General features: G+C 34.1%; 24 protein-coding genes. 12 read left to right on the forward strand and 12 right to left on the reverse strand.

All coding sequences use genetic code 11. The features are described 5' to 3' along the window. Positions 1 to 11 precede the first annotated feature (11 nt). From CAP47_RS11480 to CAP47_RS11500, 5 genes are read right to left on the reverse strand one after another with little or no spacing between them, the layout of a single operon-like run. Entirely contained in the window at positions 12 to 569 is a 558-nt protein-coding gene (locus CAP47_RS11480) for an AAA family ATPase (RefSeq protein ID WP_100776749.1), read from the reverse strand. Beyond that, positions 524 to 1,162: a nicotinamide riboside transporter PnuC gene (pnuC, locus tag CAP47_RS11485; protein ID WP_100776750.1), complete on the reverse strand. Its 639-nt coding sequence runs from the start codon at positions 1,160 to 1,162 to the stop codon at positions 524 to 526. Before pnuC ends, CAP47_RS11480 begins: the two co-directional genes overlap by 46 nt. Then, a complete protein-coding gene (locus CAP47_RS11490; RefSeq protein ID WP_093244538.1) occupies positions 1,146 to 1,406 on the reverse strand; it encodes a thiamine-binding protein in 261 nt (86 codons plus the stop codon). The genes pnuC and CAP47_RS11490 overlap by 17 nt, the downstream gene beginning before the upstream one ends. After that, positions 1,406 to 2,107, reverse strand: a complete 702-nt coding sequence (locus CAP47_RS11495) for a geranylgeranylglyceryl/heptaprenylglyceryl phosphate synthase (RefSeq protein WP_100776751.1) — start codon at positions 2,105 to 2,107, stop codon at positions 1,406 to 1,408. The genes CAP47_RS11490 and CAP47_RS11495 overlap by 1 nt, the downstream gene beginning before the upstream one ends. Further along, on the reverse strand, positions 2,104 to 2,733 hold the full coding sequence (locus CAP47_RS11500; protein ID WP_100776752.1) for a 4'-phosphopantetheinyl transferase family protein: 630 nt from the start codon (positions 2,731 to 2,733) through the stop codon (positions 2,104 to 2,106). Before CAP47_RS11500 ends, CAP47_RS11495 begins: the two co-directional genes overlap by 4 nt. 446 nt (positions 2,734 to 3,179) lie before the next feature. On the opposite strand from CAP47_RS11500, the gene ileS reads away from it, so the two are divergent. Then, complete coding sequence (gene ileS, locus CAP47_RS11505; protein ID WP_100776753.1) at positions 3,180 to 6,587, forward strand: isoleucine--tRNA ligase; 3,408 nt, start codon at positions 3,180 to 3,182, stop codon at positions 6,585 to 6,587. 2 nt (positions 6,588 to 6,589) lie between these two features. After that, positions 6,590 to 6,976, forward strand: a complete 387-nt coding sequence (locus CAP47_RS11510; protein ID WP_100776754.1) for a TraR/DksA family transcriptional regulator — start codon at positions 6,590 to 6,592, stop codon at positions 6,974 to 6,976. Positions 6,977 to 7,030: 54 nt separating this feature from the next. Here CAP47_RS11510 and CAP47_RS11515 read toward each other — a convergent pair whose 3' ends face one another. From CAP47_RS11515 to CAP47_RS12655, 4 genes are all read right to left on the reverse strand, one after another. Then, positions 7,031 to 7,504: a CYTH domain-containing protein gene (locus CAP47_RS11515; protein ID WP_100776755.1), complete on the reverse strand. Its 474-nt coding sequence runs from the start codon at positions 7,502 to 7,504 to the stop codon at positions 7,031 to 7,033. Positions 7,505 to 7,610: 106 nt separating this feature from the next. After that, complete coding sequence (locus CAP47_RS11520) at positions 7,611 to 8,672, reverse strand: Omp28-related outer membrane protein (RefSeq protein WP_100776756.1); 1,062 nt, start codon at positions 8,670 to 8,672, stop codon at positions 7,611 to 7,613. 5 nt (positions 8,673 to 8,677) lie between these two features. Then, positions 8,678 to 9,430, reverse strand: coding sequence for a T9SS type A sorting domain-containing protein (locus CAP47_RS11525; protein WP_100776757.1), 753 nt, complete (start codon positions 9,428 to 9,430; stop codon positions 8,678 to 8,680). A 4-nt stretch (positions 9,431 to 9,434) separates the two neighbouring features. Beyond that, complete coding sequence (locus CAP47_RS12655; protein ID WP_100776758.1) at positions 9,435 to 10,892, reverse strand: T9SS type A sorting domain-containing protein; 1,458 nt, start codon at positions 10,890 to 10,892, stop codon at positions 9,435 to 9,437. Between the two features lie 117 nt (positions 10,893 to 11,009). On the opposite strand from CAP47_RS12655, the gene CAP47_RS11535 reads away from it, so the two are divergent. The 7 genes from CAP47_RS11535 (at position 11,010) to CAP47_RS11565 (ending at position 17,747) form a co-directional block, all read left to right on the forward strand. Then, positions 11,010 to 11,486 carry a TlpA family protein disulfide reductase gene (locus CAP47_RS11535; protein WP_100776759.1) on the forward strand — a complete coding sequence of 159 codons (477 nt, stop codon included), beginning with the start codon at positions 11,010 to 11,012 and terminating at the stop codon, positions 11,484 to 11,486. A 2-nt stretch (positions 11,487 to 11,488) separates the two neighbouring features. Next, a complete protein-coding gene (locus tag CAP47_RS11540) occupies positions 11,489 to 13,201 on the forward strand; it encodes a DUF6029 family protein (protein WP_100776760.1) in 1,713 nt (570 codons plus the stop codon). Positions 13,202 to 13,479: 278 nt separating this feature from the next. Further along, positions 13,480 to 15,837 carry a TonB-dependent receptor gene (locus CAP47_RS11545; protein ID WP_100776761.1) on the forward strand — a complete coding sequence of 786 codons (2,358 nt, stop codon included), beginning with the start codon at positions 13,480 to 13,482 and terminating at the stop codon, positions 15,835 to 15,837. A 69-nt stretch (positions 15,838 to 15,906) separates the two neighbouring features. Beyond that, positions 15,907 to 16,344, forward strand: coding sequence for a TlpA family protein disulfide reductase (locus tag CAP47_RS11550; RefSeq protein ID WP_100776762.1), 438 nt, complete (start codon positions 15,907 to 15,909; stop codon positions 16,342 to 16,344). Positions 16,345 to 16,420: 76 nt separating this feature from the next. Continuing rightward, a complete protein-coding gene (locus CAP47_RS11555) occupies positions 16,421 to 16,918 on the forward strand; it encodes a 1-acyl-sn-glycerol-3-phosphate acyltransferase (protein ID WP_238141050.1) in 498 nt (165 codons plus the stop codon). 79 nt (positions 16,919 to 16,997) lie between these two features. Continuing rightward, entirely contained in the window at positions 16,998 to 17,471 is a 474-nt protein-coding gene (locus tag CAP47_RS11560) for a hypothetical protein (protein WP_100776764.1), read from the forward strand. Positions 17,472 to 17,483: 12 nt separating this feature from the next. Then, positions 17,484 to 17,747, forward strand: coding sequence for a hypothetical protein (locus CAP47_RS11565; protein ID WP_100776765.1), 264 nt, complete (start codon positions 17,484 to 17,486; stop codon positions 17,745 to 17,747). Here CAP47_RS11565 and CAP47_RS11570 read toward each other — a convergent pair. Then, positions 17,722 to 18,309 carry a riboflavin synthase gene (locus CAP47_RS11570; RefSeq protein ID WP_100776766.1) on the reverse strand — a complete coding sequence of 196 codons (588 nt, stop codon included), beginning with the start codon at positions 18,307 to 18,309 and terminating at the stop codon, positions 17,722 to 17,724. The genes CAP47_RS11565 and CAP47_RS11570 overlap by 26 nt on opposite strands. Before the next feature lie 50 nt (positions 18,310 to 18,359). On the opposite strand from CAP47_RS11570, the gene pdxA reads away from it, so the two are divergent. From pdxA to rpmF, 3 genes are read left to right on the forward strand one after another with little or no spacing between them, the layout of a single operon-like run. Next, positions 18,360 to 19,418 (forward strand): 4-hydroxythreonine-4-phosphate dehydrogenase PdxA, encoded by a 1,059-nt coding sequence (pdxA, locus tag CAP47_RS11575; RefSeq protein WP_100776767.1) that lies wholly within the window; start codon positions 18,360 to 18,362, stop codon positions 19,416 to 19,418. Positions 19,419 to 19,468: 50 nt separating this feature from the next. After that, positions 19,469 to 20,008, forward strand: coding sequence for a DUF177 domain-containing protein (locus CAP47_RS11580; RefSeq protein ID WP_317042715.1), 540 nt, complete (start codon positions 19,469 to 19,471; stop codon positions 20,006 to 20,008). Positions 20,009 to 20,019: 11 nt separating this feature from the next. Next, the gene (gene rpmF, locus CAP47_RS11585; RefSeq protein WP_093244555.1) at positions 20,020 to 20,223 is read left to right on the forward strand and encodes a 50S ribosomal protein L32; all 204 of its coding nucleotides are present in this window, start codon (positions 20,020 to 20,022) and stop codon (positions 20,221 to 20,223) included. Between the two features lie 205 nt (positions 20,224 to 20,428). On the opposite strand, the gene CAP47_RS11590 is transcribed toward rpmF, so the two are convergent. Together CAP47_RS11590 and CAP47_RS11595 are read right to left on the reverse strand one after the other, a co-directional pair. Further along, positions 20,429 to 20,620, reverse strand: coding sequence for a cold-shock protein (locus tag CAP47_RS11590; RefSeq protein ID WP_093244556.1), 192 nt, complete (start codon positions 20,618 to 20,620; stop codon positions 20,429 to 20,431). Between the two features lie 113 nt (positions 20,621 to 20,733). Beyond that, positions 20,734 to 20,967 carry a hypothetical protein gene (locus CAP47_RS11595; protein WP_100776769.1) on the reverse strand — a complete coding sequence of 78 codons (234 nt, stop codon included), beginning with the start codon at positions 20,965 to 20,967 and terminating at the stop codon, positions 20,734 to 20,736. Positions 20,968 to 20,974 lie beyond the last annotated feature (7 nt).

A 20,974-nucleotide genomic window follows, 5' to 3' on the forward strand; every position in this document is an offset into this window, starting at 1 on the left:
TAATCGTTTTTTTAAAATAATTGGTCAATTATCTGTGTCGCTTTGCTTAATCGCTCAGATTCATCTCCTTTTAGAATACTAAAAGGTTGATTGTGTAGGATGAGTTTTTGATGAAATCTGTTAAACATAGCTTCACGTTCATTTGGCTTATCTCTTAAGTCGTCTTTCTCCCATGGCGTATCATAATAGGTTAAAAAATAATAGTCATAATGGAGACGACAAACAAGTTCGTTTAGCCTTTCATTTTCATAGTTATCATAATAAGCTTCAGTGTAAACTAAAGTTTGTAATGCATTTGTATCACAAAATAACAAATTATTTGCGTCTTTTGCAGTCTTATTCTCAATTTTTAACTGACCTTCAGCAATAGGTGTGATATCCTTAGTTTCACAAATGAGTCCTGATTCGTCGTATTTATTTTGCAAATAATCACGCGCAAACTCTGGAACCCACTTTGTTTTATAATGTTTAGCTAAAGCTTTAGCGAGACTTGTTTTACCTGTAGATTCAGGCCCAAACAATACTATTCTAATAAGGTCTTTTTGGGTTTGTTCAGTTCTTTTTTCCATGCTTTATAACCGTAAATCGCGACAATAGTAAATAAAATATATTGTAAAGCTGTTATTCCTAAACCTTTATAAAAATAAAGTGGAATTGAAATTATATCAGCGATGATCCAGTAAATCCAATTCTCCAATTTTTTCTTAGCCATTAGCCACATCCCTATAAAAAATAAAGCTGTGGTAAATGTATCAACATAAGCTGTCCAGTCGTTCCATTTTTCAAAATAAGTGTAAACTAAACCGACAAAAACGATGGCGCCAATAAAAAGAAAAACAGATTGCTTTTTCTCTTTAGCATTGATTCTTTTAATTGGGATAAAATGAGTGTCATCAACCTTTCTCGTCCACATATACCAACCATAAATACTCATACTGAAATAGTAAGCATTGATGAGCATATCCCCTAAAAGTCCGAAGATATTTAGGATATAAACGAAGATTCCTGTACTGATAATTCCTGTCGGAAAGACAAGAAGATTATCTTGTTTTGAATACCAAACACTTAGAAATCCAAAGACAACAGCAATACTTTCTAAAACAATAAGGTAGGTTTCTGCACCGTCGTATTGTGACAGCAACCAATCAAAAATGTGGCTCATAATTCTGGCGATCACTTTTTACAATCTTCATATAAATCAATCCGCGTTCCATGCCTTCCATGGCTGTTTTGATTTCTTCATTCAGGACTTCCATCACTTTATCATAATCACCGTAAACTTGCGTACTTAAAGGATTTTCAAGCACTCGTAAACCTGATTTTCTCAAGTTTTTGATCAACTGAATAATCGCAGGTTCATAATCGTCCTGAATTGGTGTCAGGGTTAATTCGACTGAAATTCTCATTATTTATTTATTTTTTGTTCAAAAGCAGTTCCGATAACAATAACATCGGCACCTGCTTCATATAATTCTTGTTGTTGTTTTTGAGTTCTGATGCCACCTCCTACAATGACAACCATTGAACTTAAAGCTTTGACAGCCTTTACAATTTCTGTAGAAACTGGAAATTCAGCACCACTACCAGCCTCCAAATATACACATGATTTCCCCATAAACTCACCAGCCATCACTGTATCTAAAATGTACTTTAAATCATCTTGCGGAATCGCATTTGTTTGGCTTATTCTTTCTACGGAAGTTAGTTTACCGCCATCGATTAAAATATAAGCCGTCGGTATAATTTCAAGTTTAGATGCCAAGATACGATCAATAGATTTGCGTTGCTGATGTATCAAGTATTCTGAATTATCACCTGATAATAAGCTCATAAAAAACAAAGCATCTGCATGATTAGTGATTTGGCGATATGACCCTGGGAATAAAACAATTGGCAAATCAGCTGCCTTTTTTAAAGCTCTGACACAATTTTCGGCATCACCATCATCAACCGTGCTTCCGCCAACCAATATAAAATTAGTTTCTTTAGGAAGCATTTTTACAATTTGACTGACAGAAGATGAGTCAAACTTGTCTGGATCAATCAAAATAGCGAGCGATTTCTGCTTTTTGATATTGCTGAAAATATTTTGGTTAATTCGACTCATGATAAAGCGATTGCGTAAACACAAATAAACCCTTCAAAATCAAGAAAATTCAATGTGTAATGTGTTTCTAATCCATGATAATTCACTTCTGCATTCGTCGTTCCTGCAGCGAAATTGAAATCATGCACAAAAATATCTTCATAAAATCGCAGACCTTTTTTACCATAAAGCTTATAAAGCGATTCTTTTGCTCCCCAAACAATGGTTAATTTTTTAATTAAATCTTTTGGCCCTAAAGCATTATATTCATCAACAGGCGTAAATCTCGGGGCGATGATTTTTATTTTATCTCGTTGTTTTTCTATATCAATGCCAACAGGTTTATCAGAAACAATAACCGCCGTAAATTCAAAAGAATGTGTAATCGAGATTTCTTTATCGTCTTTTAAATGTGGTTTTCCTTTTTCATCATAAATCAAATCTGAATCTGTATATCTAAATTCAGCTAGTAAATGCCGAATACTCATAAAACCTTTTTTATGAATTTCGGATTTCATTGCGTCATAACGAGAAGCGCAATAAGGTGATAATGTGATGTTTTCCTTTAGCTCTTCGAGTGATTCTTCAATCTTCCATATCAATACAGTCGTTTGTTCATCAATCGATAGTCTCTTGTAAATCGGCATAAATATTTGCTTGAATTACTTAAATTTGATGTTCAAAAGTACTTAAATTATTACTTATGCATACCAAAACATGAACATATACAACCTACAAAATCAGAGCTGTCTATCTTACTGGTTATCACGCCGAAAAAAACAAACACGATTCTGGTTTTTGAATAAAGAGTTTTTCCCATACACAAAATCTTCTTAAACAAAGAAATCAATTTCATTTATGATAAATTTAATTTAGCAAAAAAGAAGAAAATCAACTTTTTTAAAACAAGACTACAAAAGCTTTGAAACGACTATTTCTAGGCATTTATAAAAGATAAAAAACAAATGAATATCAAGCTTTTAATTCTAAACTGAAATTAATTTTATACATATTTCAAATATCACTTTACATTCTCATATTGAGTTAAGTAAAAATCATTATTTTCGCGAATCATTTGAAATCAATAGTTAAAATGAGCAAAAAATTTCCGCAATACAAAGGTTTAAACTTGCCAAAAGTCGCAGAAGAAATTCTAGCGTTCTGGGAAGAAAACCAAATTTTTGATAAAAGCGTGACTTCAAGAGAAGGTCAAGAGCCTTTTGTTTTCTTTGAAGGACCACCATCTGCAAATGGCTTACCTGGCATTCACCACGTGATGGCGCGCTCAATCAAGGATATTTTTTGTCGTTATAAAACACAAAAAGGTTACCAAGTAAAGCGTAAAGCAGGTTGGGACACACATGGTCTTCCTGTTGAATTAGGTGTTGAAAAAGAACTTGGTATTACCAAAGAAGATATCGGAACTAAAATTTCGGTCGAAGATTATAACAAAGCCTGTAAAAATGCTGTAATGCGTTATACAGATGTTTGGAATGATTTGACCAAAAAAATCGGGTATTGGGTTGATATGAACGACCCATACATCACCTATACGTCAAAATATATGGAAAGTGTATGGTGGTTGCTTTCTCAGATTTATGATAAAGACCTGATTTATAAAGGCTACACAATTCAGCCATATTCACCAAAAGCAGGAACCGGCCTGAGCTCGCATGAGCTTAATCAGCCAGGGACCTATCAAGATGTTTCTGACACAACGGTGACAGCACAGTTTAAAGCCATAAAAGAAACTTTACCTCAGCATCTGCAAGATGTTGATGGTGATATTCATTTTCTTGCATGGACAACAACGCCTTGGACGCTTCCGAGTAACACAGCTTTAACTGTAGGAAAAAAGATTGATTATGTGCTTGTCAAATCTTTCAATCAGTACACACACAAACCCATCAATATCATTGCTGCCAAAGCTTTGGTTTCAAACTTATTTAAAAAGAAATTTAAGAAAGTTGAAGATGTTGCTGAGCTTGACAATTACAATGCTGGCGATAAAAAAATACCTTATTTCGTTTCTTCAGAATTTAAAGGAAATGAATTGGTTGACGCAAAATACGAGCAACTTTTAGATTATACGAAACCATACCATACACCAGAAAACGCTTTCCGCATCATCGCTGGAGACTTTGTGACAACTGAAGATGGAACAGGAATCGTACACACAGCGCCAACTTTTGGTGCTGATGATGCCTTAGTGGCAAAACAAGCCAACCCTGAAGTGCCAGGCATGTTGGTAAAAGATGAAAACGGAAATTTAGTGCCGCTTGTGAACCTCAAAGGAAAGTTCAGACCAGAAATGGGCGAACTCGCAGGCAAGTATGTCAAAAACGAATATTACGCTGATGGTGAAGCTCCAGGGAAATCTGTTGATGTTGAAATTGCCATCAAACTCAAAGAAGAAAACAAAGCTTTTATTGTTGAAAAATATGTTCACAGTTACCCAAATTGCTGGCGAACAGATAAACCTATTCTCTACTACCCTTTAGATTCTTGGTTCATTAAAGTGACCGAATTTAAGGACAGAATGCATGAGCTGAATAAAAACATCAACTGGAAGCCAAAATCAACTGGAGAAGGTCGTTTTGGAAATTGGTTAGCCAATGCAAATGATTGGAATTTATCACGTTCACGTTACTGGGGAATCCCGCTTCCGATCTGGAGAACAGAAGATGGACAAGAGGTGAAAGTCATGGATTCTGTCAAAACATTAAAAGAAGAAATCGATAAATCAATGGTTGCAGGCTACATGTCTGACAATCCTTATGCTGATTTTGATACAGAAGATTTATCTGATGAAAACTATAATAAAGTTGACTTGCATAAAGATATTGTTGATGACATTATTTTAGTTTCAAAAACAGGAAAACCAATGAAGCGTGAAGCTGATTTGATTGATGTTTGGTTTGATTCAGGTTCAATGCCTTACGCACAATGGCATTATCCTTTTGAGAAAAAAGAAGAAGTTGAAAATACATGGCGACAAGCTGATTTTATCGCTGAAGGTGTTGATCAAACGCGTGGTTGGTTTTACACATTGCATGCTATCGCTACAATGATTTTTGATGACGTTGCCTATAAAAATGTTGTTTCAAACGGACTTGTTTTAGATAAAAACGGACAAAAAATGTCGAAACGACTTGGCAATGCTGTTGATCCTTTTGAAACACTTAAGAAATATGGACCTGATGCCACACGTTGGTATATGATTTCGAATGCAAATCCTTGGGATAACCTTAAGTTCGATTTAGAAGGCATTGGCGAAGTGCAACGTAAATTATTCGGAACGCTTTACAACACATATTCGTTCTTCTCACTTTATGCAAATCTCGATGAGTTTGATTACTCAGAAAAAGACATTGCAAGAGAAGACAGACCAGAAATTGACAGATGGATTCTTTCTGAGCTCAATAGTTTAATCAAAACCGTTGACACTTTTTACGCTGAATACGAACCGACGAAGGCGACAAGAGCAATCTCAGAATTTGTTCAGGAAAATCTAAGTAATTGGTATGTTCGTCTCAGCAGAAGACGTTTCTGGAAGGGCGATTATAAAACCGATAAAATTTCGGCTTACCAAACATTACATCAATGCTTAAGAGTGATTGCAGAGCTTTCAGCGCCTGTAGCACCATTCTTTAGCGACAGACTTTATAAAGACTTGACAACACACATTAAAGGAGATTTCTCTGAAAGTGTGCATTTATCAGAATTCCCAAAAGCTGACGAAAGCATGATTGATGAAAAGCTTGAGCATAAAATGCAAATGGCACAAACAATTTCTTCATTAGCTTTATCGTTACGTAAAAAGGAAATGATTAAAGTGAGACAACCTCTCAAACGTATTATGATTCCTGTTTTAGATGAAAACATCAAAGATGAAATTTCAGAAGTTTCAGACTTGATTAAATCTGAAATTAACGTCAAATCTGTTGAGTTTTTAGATGATACATCAGGAATTTTAATCAAAGAAATCAAACCTAACTTTAAAGTTCTTGGTCCAAGATTTGGTAAAGAAATGAAGCATGCTGTTCAAGCCATTCAAAAACTAGAAGCTGCAGATATTTCTAAAGTAGAGCAAGAGAAAAGTTTAGAAATCGATATTAACGGCGAGAAAACAAACATCTCAATTGATGAAGTCGAAATCATTTCTCAAGATATTGAAGGTTGGTTAGTTGCTTCATCAAATGGCGTGACAGTTGCACTTGATGTGAGTTTAACTGATGAACTTATCAATGAAGGAATCGCAAGAGAACTTGTCAACCGCATCCAAAATATGCGAAAAGATTCAGGCTTTGAGGTGACTGATAAAATTACAATTGAGATACAAAAAACTAAAAAAATAGAAAAAGCTGTTGAAGCTAATTTTGATTACATAAAATTAGAAACTTTGGCAGAAAATTTATATATTAACGAGAGTGTTGAAAACGGAATTGAAATTGAATTTGATGACGTCAAAACCGTTTTAAACATTTCTAAAATCAATTAATTATGAGCGGAACAACAACAAAAGAGAGATATTCTGATGATGATTTAGCAGAATTCAAAAGCCTTATCCTTAATAAAATCGAAAATGCACAGCATCAGCTTGAGCTTTATGAGGATGCTTATAAAAACGGAAGTTCTAACGACACTGAAGACACATCACCAACCTTCAAGTCTTTTGATGAAGGTAGTAGTACTTTAAGCAAAGAAGCAAACTCTCAATTGGCTATTCGACAGGAGAAATTTATCAGAGATCTTAAAAACGCTTTGGTACGTATTGAAAACAAAACTTTTGGTATTTGCCGTGTGACAGGAAAATTAATCCAGAAAGAAAGATTAAAATTAGTTCCTCACGCAACTTTAAGTATTGAAGCTAAAAATCAGCAGAAATAATACCAATTCAAAATCATGAAATCGTCTTGAGACTTAAGTTTTAAGACGATTTTTTTATGACCATTGGCTAAAAGGCAAATTACTCAAGGCAGCATTGTAATATGGTTTTTTTCCTGTCACCTCCTCTCCTAACCAATCAGGTTTCTCATAAGTTTCATCAGCTGAAGAAAGTTCAATTTCGGCTACAATTAAGCCTTCATTAGAGCCTTCAAAGACATCAACTTCAATTGTGTGTTTCCCATTTTTAACGTAGTATCTTTTTTTCTCAATTGAAAAATCTTCACATAATAACATGAGTTGCTCCGCTTCATCTGTTGGGATTTCTTTTTCCCATTCAAAGCGCGACAAACCTTGATCTGTTGATTTCCCTTTTATAGTTATGAAAGATTTAGAATCGGTGATTCTTATTCGAACACATCTTTCTGGATTCGAGTTAAGATAAGCCTGTTTAAAACTTTCATGATGTGATGATAATTCAATGAAAGATTTGTTTTTCACTAAAAACTTACGTTCAATTTCTTGTGCCATAATTTAATTCTGAAAAGCAAACCTAAACATTCTTTATTTTGAAACATAAAAAAGGTCTGATTTTCACCAGACCTTTTTCAATCAAAACAATAATTATGAAAACTGTTTATTCTAATATTTCAAAAGTTTGAGAAGTATTAATTTCAGATTTTCTCACATTAACAACCTCATCATTTTCGTCAATAATAAAGGCCACAAATTCTAAATTTTGCGCATTTTCAATCTCTGATGGTAAATCAAAATTAAAAGATTCTGTGGTGATGCTTCCTGTTAAGGTTTCTTCACCAGAAATTGGATCACCCAAAACATCTGTCATCGTCGCCCTTAATGTATGATCGTGCACATAGTCTTCAACTGGATTTACACCATTATAATAAGCTGTGTAATTCACCTGCGGATAAACTAAGTCGTTTTCTAATAAATAAACAACAAGCTTTAAACCTTGAAAATCTTGGCTAAACTGAATATCAACATCTAAATCAACCTGATTACCACTTATTTCAGATGAAATAGCTAGGCCCAATTTAGGATTTGCACCTTGAGTAAAGCTCAACACCTGACCAACATTATCAGGCTCTGGGAAATCCCATTGCGTCATTCTGTTGATAAATCCTTTAGGATATCCAGGCGTATTAATCAAACTTTCTAGGGCATCTGCATCTTCAAAAACATAAGGATCTTGTGTACCTGAGGGTGAACGATGTATGGCAACAAAAACAACATCGTCTGATTGCTCATCGACTAACTCGATAGCTCTTGCCACTCGTGGGCACCAGCCACACCATGTCCCTGTATAATCTTCAACTAGCGCACGTTTTCTAAAATTAATTTCTGAACCATCGCTATATTCAACTTCTAAAACCTCTGAGCTTAAGTTCAAATATTCAGCACGAACGCTGACAATGCCAACCTCATCAGTATTATAGGTATTGCCGTCAATAGGCTCACCATTAACAAAGATAGTTGATTGTTCAGTGACATTTTCACCAGCATCAGTATTCACATTGAGTTCAAGTGTTTGTCCTACAATTCTTGAGTTTTCATTAGTCACTAAATAAATACCTGTAATTCCTTCTTGTATATCATACTTTTCTTCACATGCTGAAAAGAAGGCTACACAGATAAATAGAAGACTCGCAAAAGTGACAAAACGCTTATTTTTCATCATTAATTTTATTCTTTAATCAATTTAAGGTGTGCGATATGTCCTGCTTCATTTTTAGCATTAAGAATATAAATTCCTGACGCAAAGCCTGAAAAGTCGATATAATGACGACCAGCTTTAAAAGTTGATGCATTCATCTCTTGTCCATTAAGCGAATAAACTCTAAAGCTTACAGTTTCCTCAGTTGTAAACTTCATCACATCCTTTACCATTGTATTCATGACTGAAATACCTAGGTCAGACATATCAAATTTAGCATTTGAAAATGTTTCAGGAGTATAATTATAGGTCACACTTATGCTTTCTCCTGTTTCAGCACCTTGATCATCAACTGTAAAAAATCTAAGTCCGTAAGAGATTGGATAATTCTCTCCATTTCCTGGATCAGAATTTAAGAAGTAATCATTTGGCCCATTATCAGTTCCTGGAGCTAAAACAAGTGCATTATTAGGAGCTTTCGTTCCTATACTCACTGTATAATAACATAAAGGTTGTACACAAAGTTGAGCATTTTCACCATCAGTATTAGAGAGTGAAACAACCTCAACAAAAGCATTAATTGTTTCTGTGTCTGATGAATTACCTATCACAAATTTTAATTTACCTTCGCTCGATAGCGGATCAGAATCACCTAATTGATCAAAATTAAAGACATCACCATCTTGAATTGGATCACCAGCGACAGTTGTTAAGTCGAGTTGTGCATAGGAATGCATCCCGAAGAATAATGCTAATATGACGTAAATTGATTTTTTAAACATGTTTTTATTTTAAAATTAATTTTTCTGTTTTTGTATTGTTGTCAATTGTGATTTTAGTTAAATAAACACCTGTTGCAAGTTGAGATAAATCGATTTGAGATTGCGTTTGCATTTCTGAACTTTCGTAAACCAATTGACCGCTTAAAGAGTAAATTTTTAATGAGAAGCCTTCATCAGATTTGAAATTAACTAAGCCTTCTGACGGATTAGGATACATTTCGAATTGATCAAAAGCCGTTTTTTCGGTTCCAAGAGATTGAACTCTTTTTACAACATTATCAACAGATAAGCTGCTGCCAAACTCATCAACAACAATGTTAAAGATTTCTGTTCCATCATAAAAAACTGATGCACCAGCATCTCCAGTCGCATACTTCCATCCATCACCAAAAGAATCTAACAATTCTAATCTATAACATTCATCAATTGATGGGAGTTGAACATTGTGTACAATTGTTGTATTGGCATCTGGACCGCCACCGCCATACTGGTCTGCTGTACCTGGTTGATATGGGCCACCTGTTGCGATTTCAACATCATTACTATCATATAATTTCCATGAAGCTTCAGAAGGATAATTATCAGTATGAATATGAATTTCGATATCCTCAAGTGCTCGACCAGCAACATTGACATCAAAATCTTGTAAAGAAACTTGGTTTGCGTCAACAGTATTACCGTTAATTTCAACTATAGAAACCGAATAATCATTCGCTGTTGAAAACGAGCTATTTACCGACACCATACCTTCGTTCCATTTAGGGATTGAAGCGTTTTGTGTAATTTGAGTCGTTTGAGATCCATCATTGACTTCAAAAGTTAATGATGAAATTGCATCCACTCCGTAATTCTTAACTTTTACATTCAAATCAGCAGATACATTATCATCACAGATATGCACATTGTCTGCAAGCATTTCATATTTTTCAGAAATACCAGTTAAAGATGTATTACATCCGCTAGAAGATTGTATAACATTCTCAAATTGAGGTCCTGTTAATTGACCAGCCTCGTATACTAAACCGTCAGGACATACTCTAAAAACAGTTGGGTAATAACTAATTTGATAACTGTTTGCAATTGCTGCATTATCAATGATAGGAAAAGGCGTATTCTCAACCCAGTTACCAACAGTGTTTCCTATACCATTTAATTCATTCATTCCTGTTGAAGGATCTCCCTCAATGTACAGAACGACAACTTCATCGGAACCATTTGGCCCGTAAGTTTCATAAATATTCGTCAAATGACCTTGAGATTTATAATTCCAGCATGGTCCGCACCAAGTTGCAGAGACATTAAGAATAACCGTTTTTCCTTCAGCCAAATAATCCGAAAGAGAATGTGTGTTTCCATCAATATCAGTTGCAGTAAAATCCGGAGCAACTGATCCATCAGCTATTTGTGCTGATGCAGAAAAAACACTGAAAGCAAATAATGTGATAAGTAAATAATGTTTCATGAAGTTATGTTTTTAATTTGCTTCAAATATATAAAAAGATGTTTTATTAAAATTTAGTTAATATTAGAATTTTTATTTTATTTTTAGCGAAAAATTAAACGAATAAATAACTTATTAATGAGATCATTCTTTTACCTATTATTTTTTGTTAGTATTGGCCTATCAGCACAAGAAAAAATGCCAAATATTACAATCAAAGATTTAAAAAATAAACCTGTCAACATTTCAAAAAATTATGGTGACAAAGACAAAGTTTACGTCTTTTCATTTTGGGCAACTTGGTGTGCACCTTGCATCAGAGAATTAGAGGCTATCAGTGAAAACTACGATGAATGGACGGATGAAGTCAATATGGAACTTATTGCGATTTCAATTGACGATGCTAGAACTCAACGTAGAATCAGACCGCTTCTTAACGGAAGAGGTTGGCCTTATAAAGTCTTAATTGACGATAATCAAGAATTAAAGCGTGCACTCTCAATTGTTAATATTCCCTATACAATTATTGTAAAAAATCATAAAATTGTAAAGATTATTAACGGTTACAGCCAAGGAGCAGAAGCTGAATTATTCGAAACAATCAAGACACTTTAAGAATGAGAATACTCACTTTACTCATGCTTCTGAGCTCAATTTCTACTTTTGCTCAAGAAGATACATTGCAAGAAAATAAAAAAGATTGGGGCAGAATTTATGGAGGTCTTGAAACCAATATTCAAAGATATTTTAAAGATGAAGGACTTGGTGTGACCGAACCTGATGATCCATTAAGATCGAATTCTTATCTTTCTCTTAATTATGCTATCGACAATCTAACTGTTGGCGGACAATTAGAAGCTTACGAAAAAAATGCGCTTTTAAATTACAATCCACAATTCAAAGGCGTTGATCTCGGGACTTATTTCGTCAACTATAAAACAGAAAAATTCGATTTTACTGTCGGTCATTTTTATGAGCAATTTGGTAGCGGAATGATTTTGAGAGCTTGGGAAGACCGCGCTTTGGGAATTAACACAGCTTTACGTGGCGCTCGAGTAAAATACTCACCAACTTACAATACAGAATTAACGCTTTTATATGGAAGACAACGCTCAGGCTTTGACGTTTCTAAAGGAGATATTTTTGGTTTCAATGCTGAATTTCTTCTCGGGGAAACCTTGAATCTTTATGAGAAAAATCAAGACTTATCTATTGGACTGAGTTATGTCGGCCGTTATGAAGAATTACCGTTTGACAATGCTGACTATGAAGAATTGACTAATGCTTTTTCAGTAAGAGCTGATTATATGATTAATTCTTTTTACATCAACACAGAATTAAATTACATCACTAAAGATGGTTTGTTAGATGTTCAAAATAAATTAAGTCCTGACTTTGCTAAACCTGGCCATGCTGCAAGGCTGAATTTTGGTTACTCTAAATCAGGCTTAGGTATAGATATTTCATTACGTCGTCTAGAAAATATGAGTCTTTATTCAGAGCGTCAACCTTCAATCTACACAGCATCTAATGGCGAAATCACGACGAGCATTGATTATTTAGATAAAGTTGTCAATTTTACGCCTGCTCTCACAAAACAACATCATTCACAATTAGCAAACATCTATGTTTATCAGGCTCAAAATGGTGTTCTCTATGAAGATGCTGCAATCATGAAAGCTGGCGAAACAGGAGGGCAAATCGATCTTTATTACACATTTAAAAAAGGAACTTCTTTAGGTGGAAAATACGGAACTAACATCGCCATTAACGGATCTATGTGGAGCAACTTACCAGGAACCTACACTTTCAATCCGCCTGATTATGACACAGATTTCTTAGGAAGAGGGAAGAAATATTTTTCAGATTACAATCTTTCTATCAAGAAAAAGCTAAACGAAACTTGGCATTTAGGTTTTGACTACATCAATCAATATTACGATCAGCGCTTTATGGGCGGTGGCGATTTAGTTAAAGCAAATGTTGTGGTTGGCGAAGCAACCTACAACTTTACAAATTCTCGTTCTATAAGATTAGAGTTAGAACACATGTGGGCGACGGAAGACAGAAAGGATTGGGCTGCAGGAACAGCAGAATTTAACGTGAATGAAAATCTCTCTTTCTATGTTTCTGATATGTGGAACTACGGCAATGATGATCCTGACAAGCAAGTTCATTATTACAACTTTGGCGGTTCATACAGGCGTGGTGCTTCTCGAATTGCGCTAAATTATGGAAGACAAAGAGGTGGATTAGTTTGTGTCGGTGGCGTTTGCCGATATGTCCCAGAAAGTTCTGGTTTATCACTCTCATTTAATACAGCTTTTTAGAAAATTTAATGTGTAAGAAAACCCTCTCAAAGTATTTTTTACACATTAAATTTATCATATCTTTGCGGCACATCTCAAAGGGGTGTTTTGTGAAAGCAAGACTGAGATTATACCCAATGAACCTGGGCGGATAATGCTGCCAAGGGAAAATTGAACAAACCGAAAGGTTTAACATTGCGCGCAACACTCCTGACGACCAAAGTGGTTCTCAGGATTTTTTATTTTAACATTTAAAACAATTGAATAATAGCCCCTTTTATTCGTAGAATTTTTTACGGATGAAAACATTATTATTTATGAAGGTCTGCCTTCTTGCAAGCCTCATGAGCTACGCTCAAGAATTCACAATCAAAGGTCAAGTAACATTGAACAATCAAGGTATAGAAGCTGTTGATGTTTACACAAAAAATGAAAATCATCACACTTTTACTGGGCCGAATGGAAACTATGAACTCAAAATACCTAAGGGCGAATACACATTAGTATTTGCTTATGGCAACAAAAAAGAAATCGATTTAAAACTTACTGAAAACAAAACCATCAACCTTCAATGGGAGTCAACAATTGAAGAACTAAACGAGGTTTTGGTAAGTTCAATAAGAGTGAAAGCTGACTCTCCAATCACACATTCCAACTTAAATAAAAAGGAAATCAAACAACGTAATTTAGGTCAAGATATACCGAGTTTGATGAACTATATTCCTTCGGTCGTCACAACAACTGATGCAGGAAATGGCGTTGGATATTCTGGGATTCGTGTTCGCGGTAGTGATGCTTCACGTGTGAACGTCACAATTAATGGAATTCCTTATAACGATCAAGAAAGTCAAGGAAGTTTTTGGGTAAATTTACCAGATTTCGCTTCTACAACACAAAATCTGCAATTACAACGTGGTGTTGGAACTTCAACAAATGGTTCTGGTGCTTTTGGTGCCAGTCTTAACATTTTAACTGAAGCTGCTTCATCTGAAGCAAGCGGCTCACTTGCAAATTCTTATGGTTCTTTCAATACAAGAAAGCATACTTTGAAATACAGTACAGGCATGTTAGATTCTAATATTGAAATCTCAGGGCGTTTGTCACAAATCAAGTCTGATGGTTATATCGACAGAGCAACTTCCGACCTTAAATCTTATTTCGTACAAGGTGTTTATTCTTATGAAAACACTTACATTAAAGCTTTGACATTTGGCGGCGAACAAGAAACTTACCAAGCTTGGAATGGAATTGAAGGCGATCAATTAAAAGATGACAGAACATACAATTCAGCTGGAGAATACACCGATAAAAATGGAAATATCAAATTCTATGAAAACGAAATAGATTCTTACAAACAAGATCATTATCAACTGCATTGGCATCAGGATTATAACTCAAATTGGTCAAGTAAACTCAGTTTGAATTATACCAACGGAAGAGGTTTCTTTGAACAATATAAAGAAGACGCTGATTTAGACTTTCATGATATTGAAAATGCACCCGTTAATGAAGCTGATTTGATTAGAAGGCGTTGGCTAGACAATGATTATTTTGTTGTCAGCGCAGACATGACATATAAATCAAAAAGCTTAAATATCACTTCTGGTCTTTTTTACAGCTATTACACAAACGATCATTTTGGCGAAATCATTTGGAGTGAGTATGCTGGTGATTCTGAAATTTATGACCATTATTATGATAGTAACGGCACTAAAAACGAATACACTATTTTCAGCAAAGCAACTTACAAATTTAGCGATCAATGGCAAGCATTTCTTGATTTGCAAGGTCGATTTATCACTTACAAAACAGATGGTTTATCATCAGATAAAATACCTTTAGATGTCAATCAAAACTATGAGTTTTTTAACCCAAAAGCAGGTTTGAGTTATCAGTTAAACCACATGAATCAATTTTACGCATCTTACGGAAAAGCACATCGCGAGCCTAGAAGGTCAGATTTTGAAAACGGTATTACAAAAGCAGAAAAACTCGATGATTTTGAATTAGGTTGGAGGTTAAACAATAACAAACTTCAAATTAATACAAACCTCTATTATATGCACTACAACAATCAGATGGTTCTCTCTGGTGCACTTGATGATGTTGGCTCGCCAATTAGAGAAACAAGCGGAAAAAGTTATCGTTTAGGTTTAGAGGTTGATGCTTCAATTCTGCTTAACTCTAATTTCAGCATCAGACCTAATGTGGCAATCAGCAGAAATAAAAACCTAGATTTTTATGCAAAGCTTGATGGTTCATTGCAAAATTTAGGAGACACAAATATTTCTTTTTCACCGGAAATTATTGCAGGAAACCAATTTATTTATCATCCAAATGATAAATTCCAAGTTTCTTTACTCAGTAAATATGTTGGTGAGCAATACATGGGAAATATCGATGCAAAAAAATCAATTTTAGGTGATTACTTCGTCAATGATATCAATTTAGTTTATAATTGGTCAAATTCACCAATTTTTGAAAGTGTTGTTTTCACAGGTTTAGTCAACAATATTCTTGATGTTGAATATAAATCAAACGGATACTTCTACACTTATGATGTTACTTCAAATGGCAACACAGAAACCATGGGAGGTGCTGGATATTATCCGCAAGCTGGCATCAACTTTTTAGTTGGTGTGGAATTAAATTTCTAAAATAAGTTAAGAAGAATTAACGACAAGAAAGCCCTGATTTATTCAGGGTTTTTTTTATATTTTTGGACTATGGCAGATTGGTTAAATAACTTCGAGAAAATTAAAGATGTTGACTTAAAAAATCGTCCTTTAAAAGCTGAATTCTTTAAAGAAAAAACAACATTGGTATTATTTTACAATAACGATTGCTTAGGCTGTACAGGTCGTGCAATTCCTTTTGCTTATGAGCTTAAAGAAGAATACGGCATTCAGGTAATTTTGATACATTCTAACTTTAGTTTTAGCGTCACTCGAAAAGATATCGAAAGCATCTTCTCCACACCGGAACTTCCTTTAGACGTTTTTATTGATGAAAACCACTATGCTTACGATCAATTTCAATGTGAAGGCACACCGCATTGGCTACTTATTGATAAGGATTTAAACATCACGCAGAGTATTTTTGGTTCACAACCAAATGCACAAAACAGAATTATTTATAGTTTAGCTGAGATGAAATCGCAGTAATATCATCAATAAGCCTTATTTTTGAATTTCATTTTGACGCAAATAAATTTTGTATAAATTCATATTTCAAAGCATTTTGGGATGGAATATTGAAGGCAACATTCCTCCCGAAATCAAAAAATGCATTATTACAGCCGCGCCACATACAAGTTGGCATGACTTCTTTTTGGGTGCATACATTAGAAGCGCTATTGGCGTTGAAATTAACTATGTTGCTAAAAAAGAACTTTTTAAATGGCCTTTTGGTGCCTACTTTCGTTGGATGGGAGGCGCACCTATTGATCGTTCAAAAAAAGGAAAAACAGTTGAACAAACAGTTCGTCTTTTTGAAGAAAAGAAAATATTCAGATTAGCTATTGCTCCTGAAGGCACACGACAAAAAGTGGATACTTGGAAAACAGGATTTTACCACATTGCACATCAGGCAAAAGTGCCTATCGTCAGAATGGCATTAGATTATAAAAACAGAACTGTCAAAATCGCACCTCCATTTTACACCACTGGCGATATTGAAAAAGACATGTTAGGCATCAGAAGTTTTTATAAAGGAATAAAAGGAAAGAAGGATAAATAACTTCATAATATTAATTAAATTATGTAAATTTAACAAAATATGTTTGTTATTTGTTATCTAACTTTTTAAAACAAATATTATGTTTAAATTTAATTTCTTTCCACTATCCTTTTTATTTATCTGTTCAATTATATTAATCTCAACAACTTCTTGCCATAACGATGATTTTGAGAACAGATTAACTTCGTCAAAAATAACAACTGTTAATGACACTGACTCAAATATAATTTTAAATAAAGGCACGTCCTATGAATTCGATTTTTCTAAACTGTCAAACAGAAAAGTTATTGAGTTATCATATTTAGATCAAAAATTTTTAGTAACTAAAACAAATAATGGAATTTCATTACAGATCAGTAACGAATTTGACTTAAATCATCGATTTATTCAAGCTGGAGTCGAAATTAACGGACCTGATTCTTCTAAACTACCTGATGATAAAGTTACTAATGGTATTATACCTATATTTTTACACATGTGCTGCGTTAAAATAAAAGTAGAGGTTGGTGACACAAACCAGTTTACCTGGGAATGGGATTGCACATGTATTTAAATAATCTAGACTATGACAAACATCCTTCAACTCTTAATTTCTTTTTCTGCTTTAATCTCTTTTCAGCTTCAGTTGAACTTTTTCTTAGGAGCTATAAATCACTCTTCAAAAGTATTATTAAATGAAAATATAAGCAGTATAAGCTTTTCTCATGGCGTTATTGTTTTAAACGAGTACGCTTTAGGAATTCCTCTTAACATTAAGGTTACAGCATTATTGTTGATTTTAAGTCTGATTATTTCAAAAAAGATTAAGACAGCTGCATTAATCGCTTAACATATTTGCCAATCACATCAAATTCTAAATTGACGGTATCACCTACTTTAATATTCTTAAAAGTTGTATGCTCATAAGTAAATGGGATAATCGCAACGCTGAATGCATCTAATTCTGAATCAACTACTGTTAAGCTCACACCATTAATCGTAATCGATCCTTTTTCAATAGTGACATTTTTTTGCTCAGGGCTGTATTTGAAAGTAAATTTCCAGCTGCCATCCTGGTCTTCTACTTTTTCGCAAACAGCAGTTTGGTCAACATGGCCTTGCACAATATGTCCATCCAAATGTGCATTCATACGCATTCCGCGTTCAAGATTAACAAAATCACCAGTTTTAAGATTGCCCAGATTCGTTTTATCCAAAGTTTCTTGAATTGCTGTTACCGTATAACAATCATCTTTAATAGAAACCACAGTTAAACAAACACCGTTATGTGCTACACTTTGATCAATTTTTAATTCCTGTGTAAAATCAGATTTAAAAGTAAAATCAATATTTGAATTATTTTTCTGGATATTCTTAACCTTTCCTAAGGTTTCAATGATGCCTGTAAACATAGTTGTAGATTATTTATTTACCTTTGTGTGTACAAAAATAGTCGAATTTCATGAGAAATCAATCAATTATAAAGGTCGGAATAAGTATTGGAGATATGAATGGTATTGGGCCAGAAATTATCTTAAAATCTTTGGAAGATAAACGCATGCTAGAGTTGTTTACACCTGTCATTTTTGCAAATTCAAAAATGATGTCTTTCTTTTCAAAACACTTTAAAACAAAAGCTCAGTTTAATGGCATTTCTTCTGCTGATAAAGCTATAGATGGCAAAATAAATGTTGTTAATGTGTGGAAAGAAGGCGTGAAAATTAACTTTGGTGAAGAAGATAAATTAATAGGTGAATACGCAGTTAAATCTTTAGAAGCTGCAACTCAAGCTTTGATTAAAAACGACATTCAGACTTTAGTCACAGCACCCATCAACAAAAACTCAATACAATCTGAGCAATTCAACTTTCCTGGACATACAGATTATTTAGCGCAAGAACTGAAAGGTGAAAGCCTCATGTTCATGGTTTCTGAATCTATTAAGGTTGGTTTATTAACAGATCACGTTCCTATTAAAGACATCTCTAATCACATCACGACTAAAAGTCTTCAAGACAAAGTAAATGCGATACATAATTCATTAAAGATGGACTTCGGTGTTGAAACGCCAAAAATTGCAGTTTTAGGTGTCAATCCACACAGCGGAGACAATGCCGTTATTGGTCTGGAAGATGAAGAAATCATCAAGCCTGCTCTCAAAAAATTCGTTGATGCTGGTAAATTTGTCTTCGGGCCTTATGCAGCAGATAGTTTTTTTGGCACAAAACAGCATGAAAAATTTGACGCGATACTCGCAGCCTATCACGACCAGGGTTTAATTCCTTTTAAAACATTATCATTTGGCGAAGGCGTTAATTATACCGCTGGTTTAAATAGAGTTCGTACGTCTCCTGACCACGGAACAGCATTTGACATTGCAGGGAAAGGAAAGGCCAATGCAAACTCTTTTAATGAAGCGATATTTACTTCTATCAAAATCTATAAAAATAGGATGGAATATATCAATCTCAAAAAGAATGCTTTAGAGCCTCAAAAAACATCTCATAATAATAGAAAATAAAATAGTTTCTTAGAAAATTTTTATATATTTGCACGCTCAAAACTGATGTTATGATGGAAGAGAAAAATGCTTACACCATAAAATTTGTAGGCCTAAAGGAAGGAAAGCACCAGTTTGATTACCAGATTAAAGACGAGTTCTTTGAGTTTTTTGAGTATGACGATTTCAATACAACTGATGTTAAAGCTAATATTGAGCTCAATAAAAAAGCAAATATGCTTGAGTTCACTTTTGATTTGACTGGCGTTATGAATTTAGATTGTGATGTTTCAACAGAAGCTTATGATCAAAAAATTCAAAACAGACTAGAGCTTGTTGTCAAGTTTGGCGAAGAATACAACGACGATCATGAAGATGTTTTAATCTTACCGTGGTCTGAGTATGAAATCGATGTCAAGCAATACATCTACGAGGCAATTGTGTTAGCAATCCCTCAGAAAAGGATTCATCCTGGTGTAGAAGACGGAACATTAAACTCAGAGATTTTAGATAGATTAGAAGATTATCAGCCCGAAGCTGAGAACGATAATAAAGACGAAGAAGAGATTGACCCAAGATGGGAAGATTTAAAAAAATTATTAAACGAATAAATAGTTGAGTAATGGCACATCCAAAGAGAAAGACCTCAAAAACAAGAAGAGATAAAAGACGTACACATTTAAAAGCTGCTACGCCTCAAATCGCAACAGATTCAACAACTGGCGAAGCTCACTTATATCACAGAGCACACTGGCATGAAGGAAAACTTTATTACAGAGGTAAAGTTCTTATTGACAATACTGAAGAAGTAGAAGCTGTAGAATAGTTTCAACTCTCTCCTTATAAAATACACTCTTTCATCTTTATGAAAGAGTTTTTTTGTTGGTTCTTATTAAAGATACAACAGCAAGACAATAATTGAAGTCAGATTATTAGTCTGGCTTTTTTGTCAAAATCAAAAAAGTATAAAGCATAAAAAAGGCTACTCGAAAGTAGCCTTTTAGGAAATTGAAAAAAAATGTTTTATTTGATTAGATCAAACGCACATTTGCTGCGTTCATTCCTTTTCTGCCTTCTTCTTCTGTGTACTCTACAGCGTCACCTTCATTTAAAGATTCGCCGTCTAAACTTGTGACGTGTACAAAGATGTCTTCTCCTGTTTCGTCGTTTGTAATGAATCCGTAACCTTTTGACTCATTGAAAAATTTTACTTTACCTTGCATAATATAATAATAATTAATAATTGCACAAAACTACGTAATAAAAATGATAGAGAATTAAATAAAACACAATTTATTAAATTTTTTTTTATAAAGAATTCAAATAGAATAGCTTATCAATTCTTGTCTTTCATCTTATCCATTTTCTCTTTAGTTAGCGTGTAATCTTCTAACCTCTTACCTTTCCATCTATGATATAGAAATAATGGCATTAAAATGAACGAGCTTGCCAGCACAGACAAACCGATAATAACTTCGCCCATTTTTGCATCATCATATAGCTTGAAGTAGAAACCCACACCAAAACTAAGAGCAATAATGATAAATACGATTATAATAAGTGTTCTCATAATTTAA

Source organism: Psychroflexus sp. S27 (assembly GCF_002810405.1).
In the GTDB taxonomy this organism is placed as follows: domain Bacteria; phylum Bacteroidota; class Bacteroidia; order Flavobacteriales; family Flavobacteriaceae; genus Psychroflexus; species Psychroflexus halocasei_A.

Coding starts and splice junctions, on each gene's coding strand:
- CAP47_RS12655 (WP_100776758.1), bottom strand. CDS start 10,892: ATGAAACATTATTTACTTATCACATTATTTGCTTTCAGTGTTTTTTCT.
- CAP47_RS11520 (WP_100776756.1), bottom strand. CDS start 8,672: ATGATGAAAAATAAGCGTTTTGTCACTTTTGCGAGTCTTCTATTTATC.
- CAP47_RS11500 (WP_100776752.1), bottom strand. CDS start 2,733: ATGCCGATTTACAAGAGACTATCGATTGATGAACAAACGACTGTATTG.
- pdxA (WP_100776767.1), top strand. CDS start 18,360: ATGAGAAATCAATCAATTATAAAGGTCGGAATAAGTATTGGAGATATG.
- CAP47_RS11510 (WP_100776754.1), top strand. CDS start 6,590: ATGAGCGGAACAACAACAAAAGAGAGATATTCTGATGATGATTTAGCA.
- CAP47_RS11565 (WP_100776765.1), top strand. CDS start 17,484: ATGACAAACATCCTTCAACTCTTAATTTCTTTTTCTGCTTTAATCTCT.
- CAP47_RS11480 (WP_100776749.1), bottom strand. CDS start 569: ATGGAAAAAAGAACTGAACAAACCCAAAAAGACCTTATTAGAATAGTA.
- CAP47_RS11590 (WP_093244556.1), bottom strand. CDS start 20,620: ATGCAAGGTAAAGTAAAATTTTTCAATGAGTCAAAAGGTTACGGATTC.
- CAP47_RS11495 (WP_100776751.1), bottom strand. CDS start 2,107: ATGAGTCGAATTAACCAAAATATTTTCAGCAATATCAAAAAGCAGAAA.
- CAP47_RS11570 (WP_100776766.1), bottom strand. CDS start 18,309: ATGTTTACAGGCATCATTGAAACCTTAGGAAAGGTTAAGAATATCCAG.
- CAP47_RS11490 (WP_093244538.1), bottom strand. CDS start 1,406: ATGAGAATTTCAGTCGAATTAACCCTGACACCAATTCAGGACGATTAT.
- CAP47_RS11595 (WP_100776769.1), bottom strand. CDS start 20,967: ATGAGAACACTTATTATAATCGTATTTATCATTATTGCTCTTAGTTTT.
- CAP47_RS11525 (WP_100776757.1), bottom strand. CDS start 9,430: ATGTTTAAAAAATCAATTTACGTCATATTAGCATTATTCTTCGGGATG.
- CAP47_RS11545 (WP_100776761.1), top strand. CDS start 13,480: ATGAAAACATTATTATTTATGAAGGTCTGCCTTCTTGCAAGCCTCATG.
- CAP47_RS11535 (WP_100776759.1), top strand. CDS start 11,010: ATGAGATCATTCTTTTACCTATTATTTTTTGTTAGTATTGGCCTATCA.
- CAP47_RS11540 (WP_100776760.1), top strand. CDS start 11,489: ATGAGAATACTCACTTTACTCATGCTTCTGAGCTCAATTTCTACTTTT.
- rpmF (WP_093244555.1), top strand. CDS start 20,020: ATGGCACATCCAAAGAGAAAGACCTCAAAAACAAGAAGAGATAAAAGA.
- ileS (WP_100776753.1), top strand. CDS start 3,180: ATGAGCAAAAAATTTCCGCAATACAAAGGTTTAAACTTGCCAAAAGTC.
- CAP47_RS11580 (WP_317042715.1), top strand. CDS start 19,469: ATGATGGAAGAGAAAAATGCTTACACCATAAAATTTGTAGGCCTAAAG.
- pnuC (WP_100776750.1), bottom strand. CDS start 1,162: ATGAGCCACATTTTTGATTGGTTGCTGTCACAATACGACGGTGCAGAA.
- CAP47_RS11550 (WP_100776762.1), top strand. CDS start 15,907: ATGGCAGATTGGTTAAATAACTTCGAGAAAATTAAAGATGTTGACTTA.
- CAP47_RS11515 (WP_100776755.1), bottom strand. CDS start 7,504: ATGGCACAAGAAATTGAACGTAAGTTTTTAGTGAAAAACAAATCTTTC.
- CAP47_RS11560 (WP_100776764.1), top strand. CDS start 16,998: ATGTTTAAATTTAATTTCTTTCCACTATCCTTTTTATTTATCTGTTCA.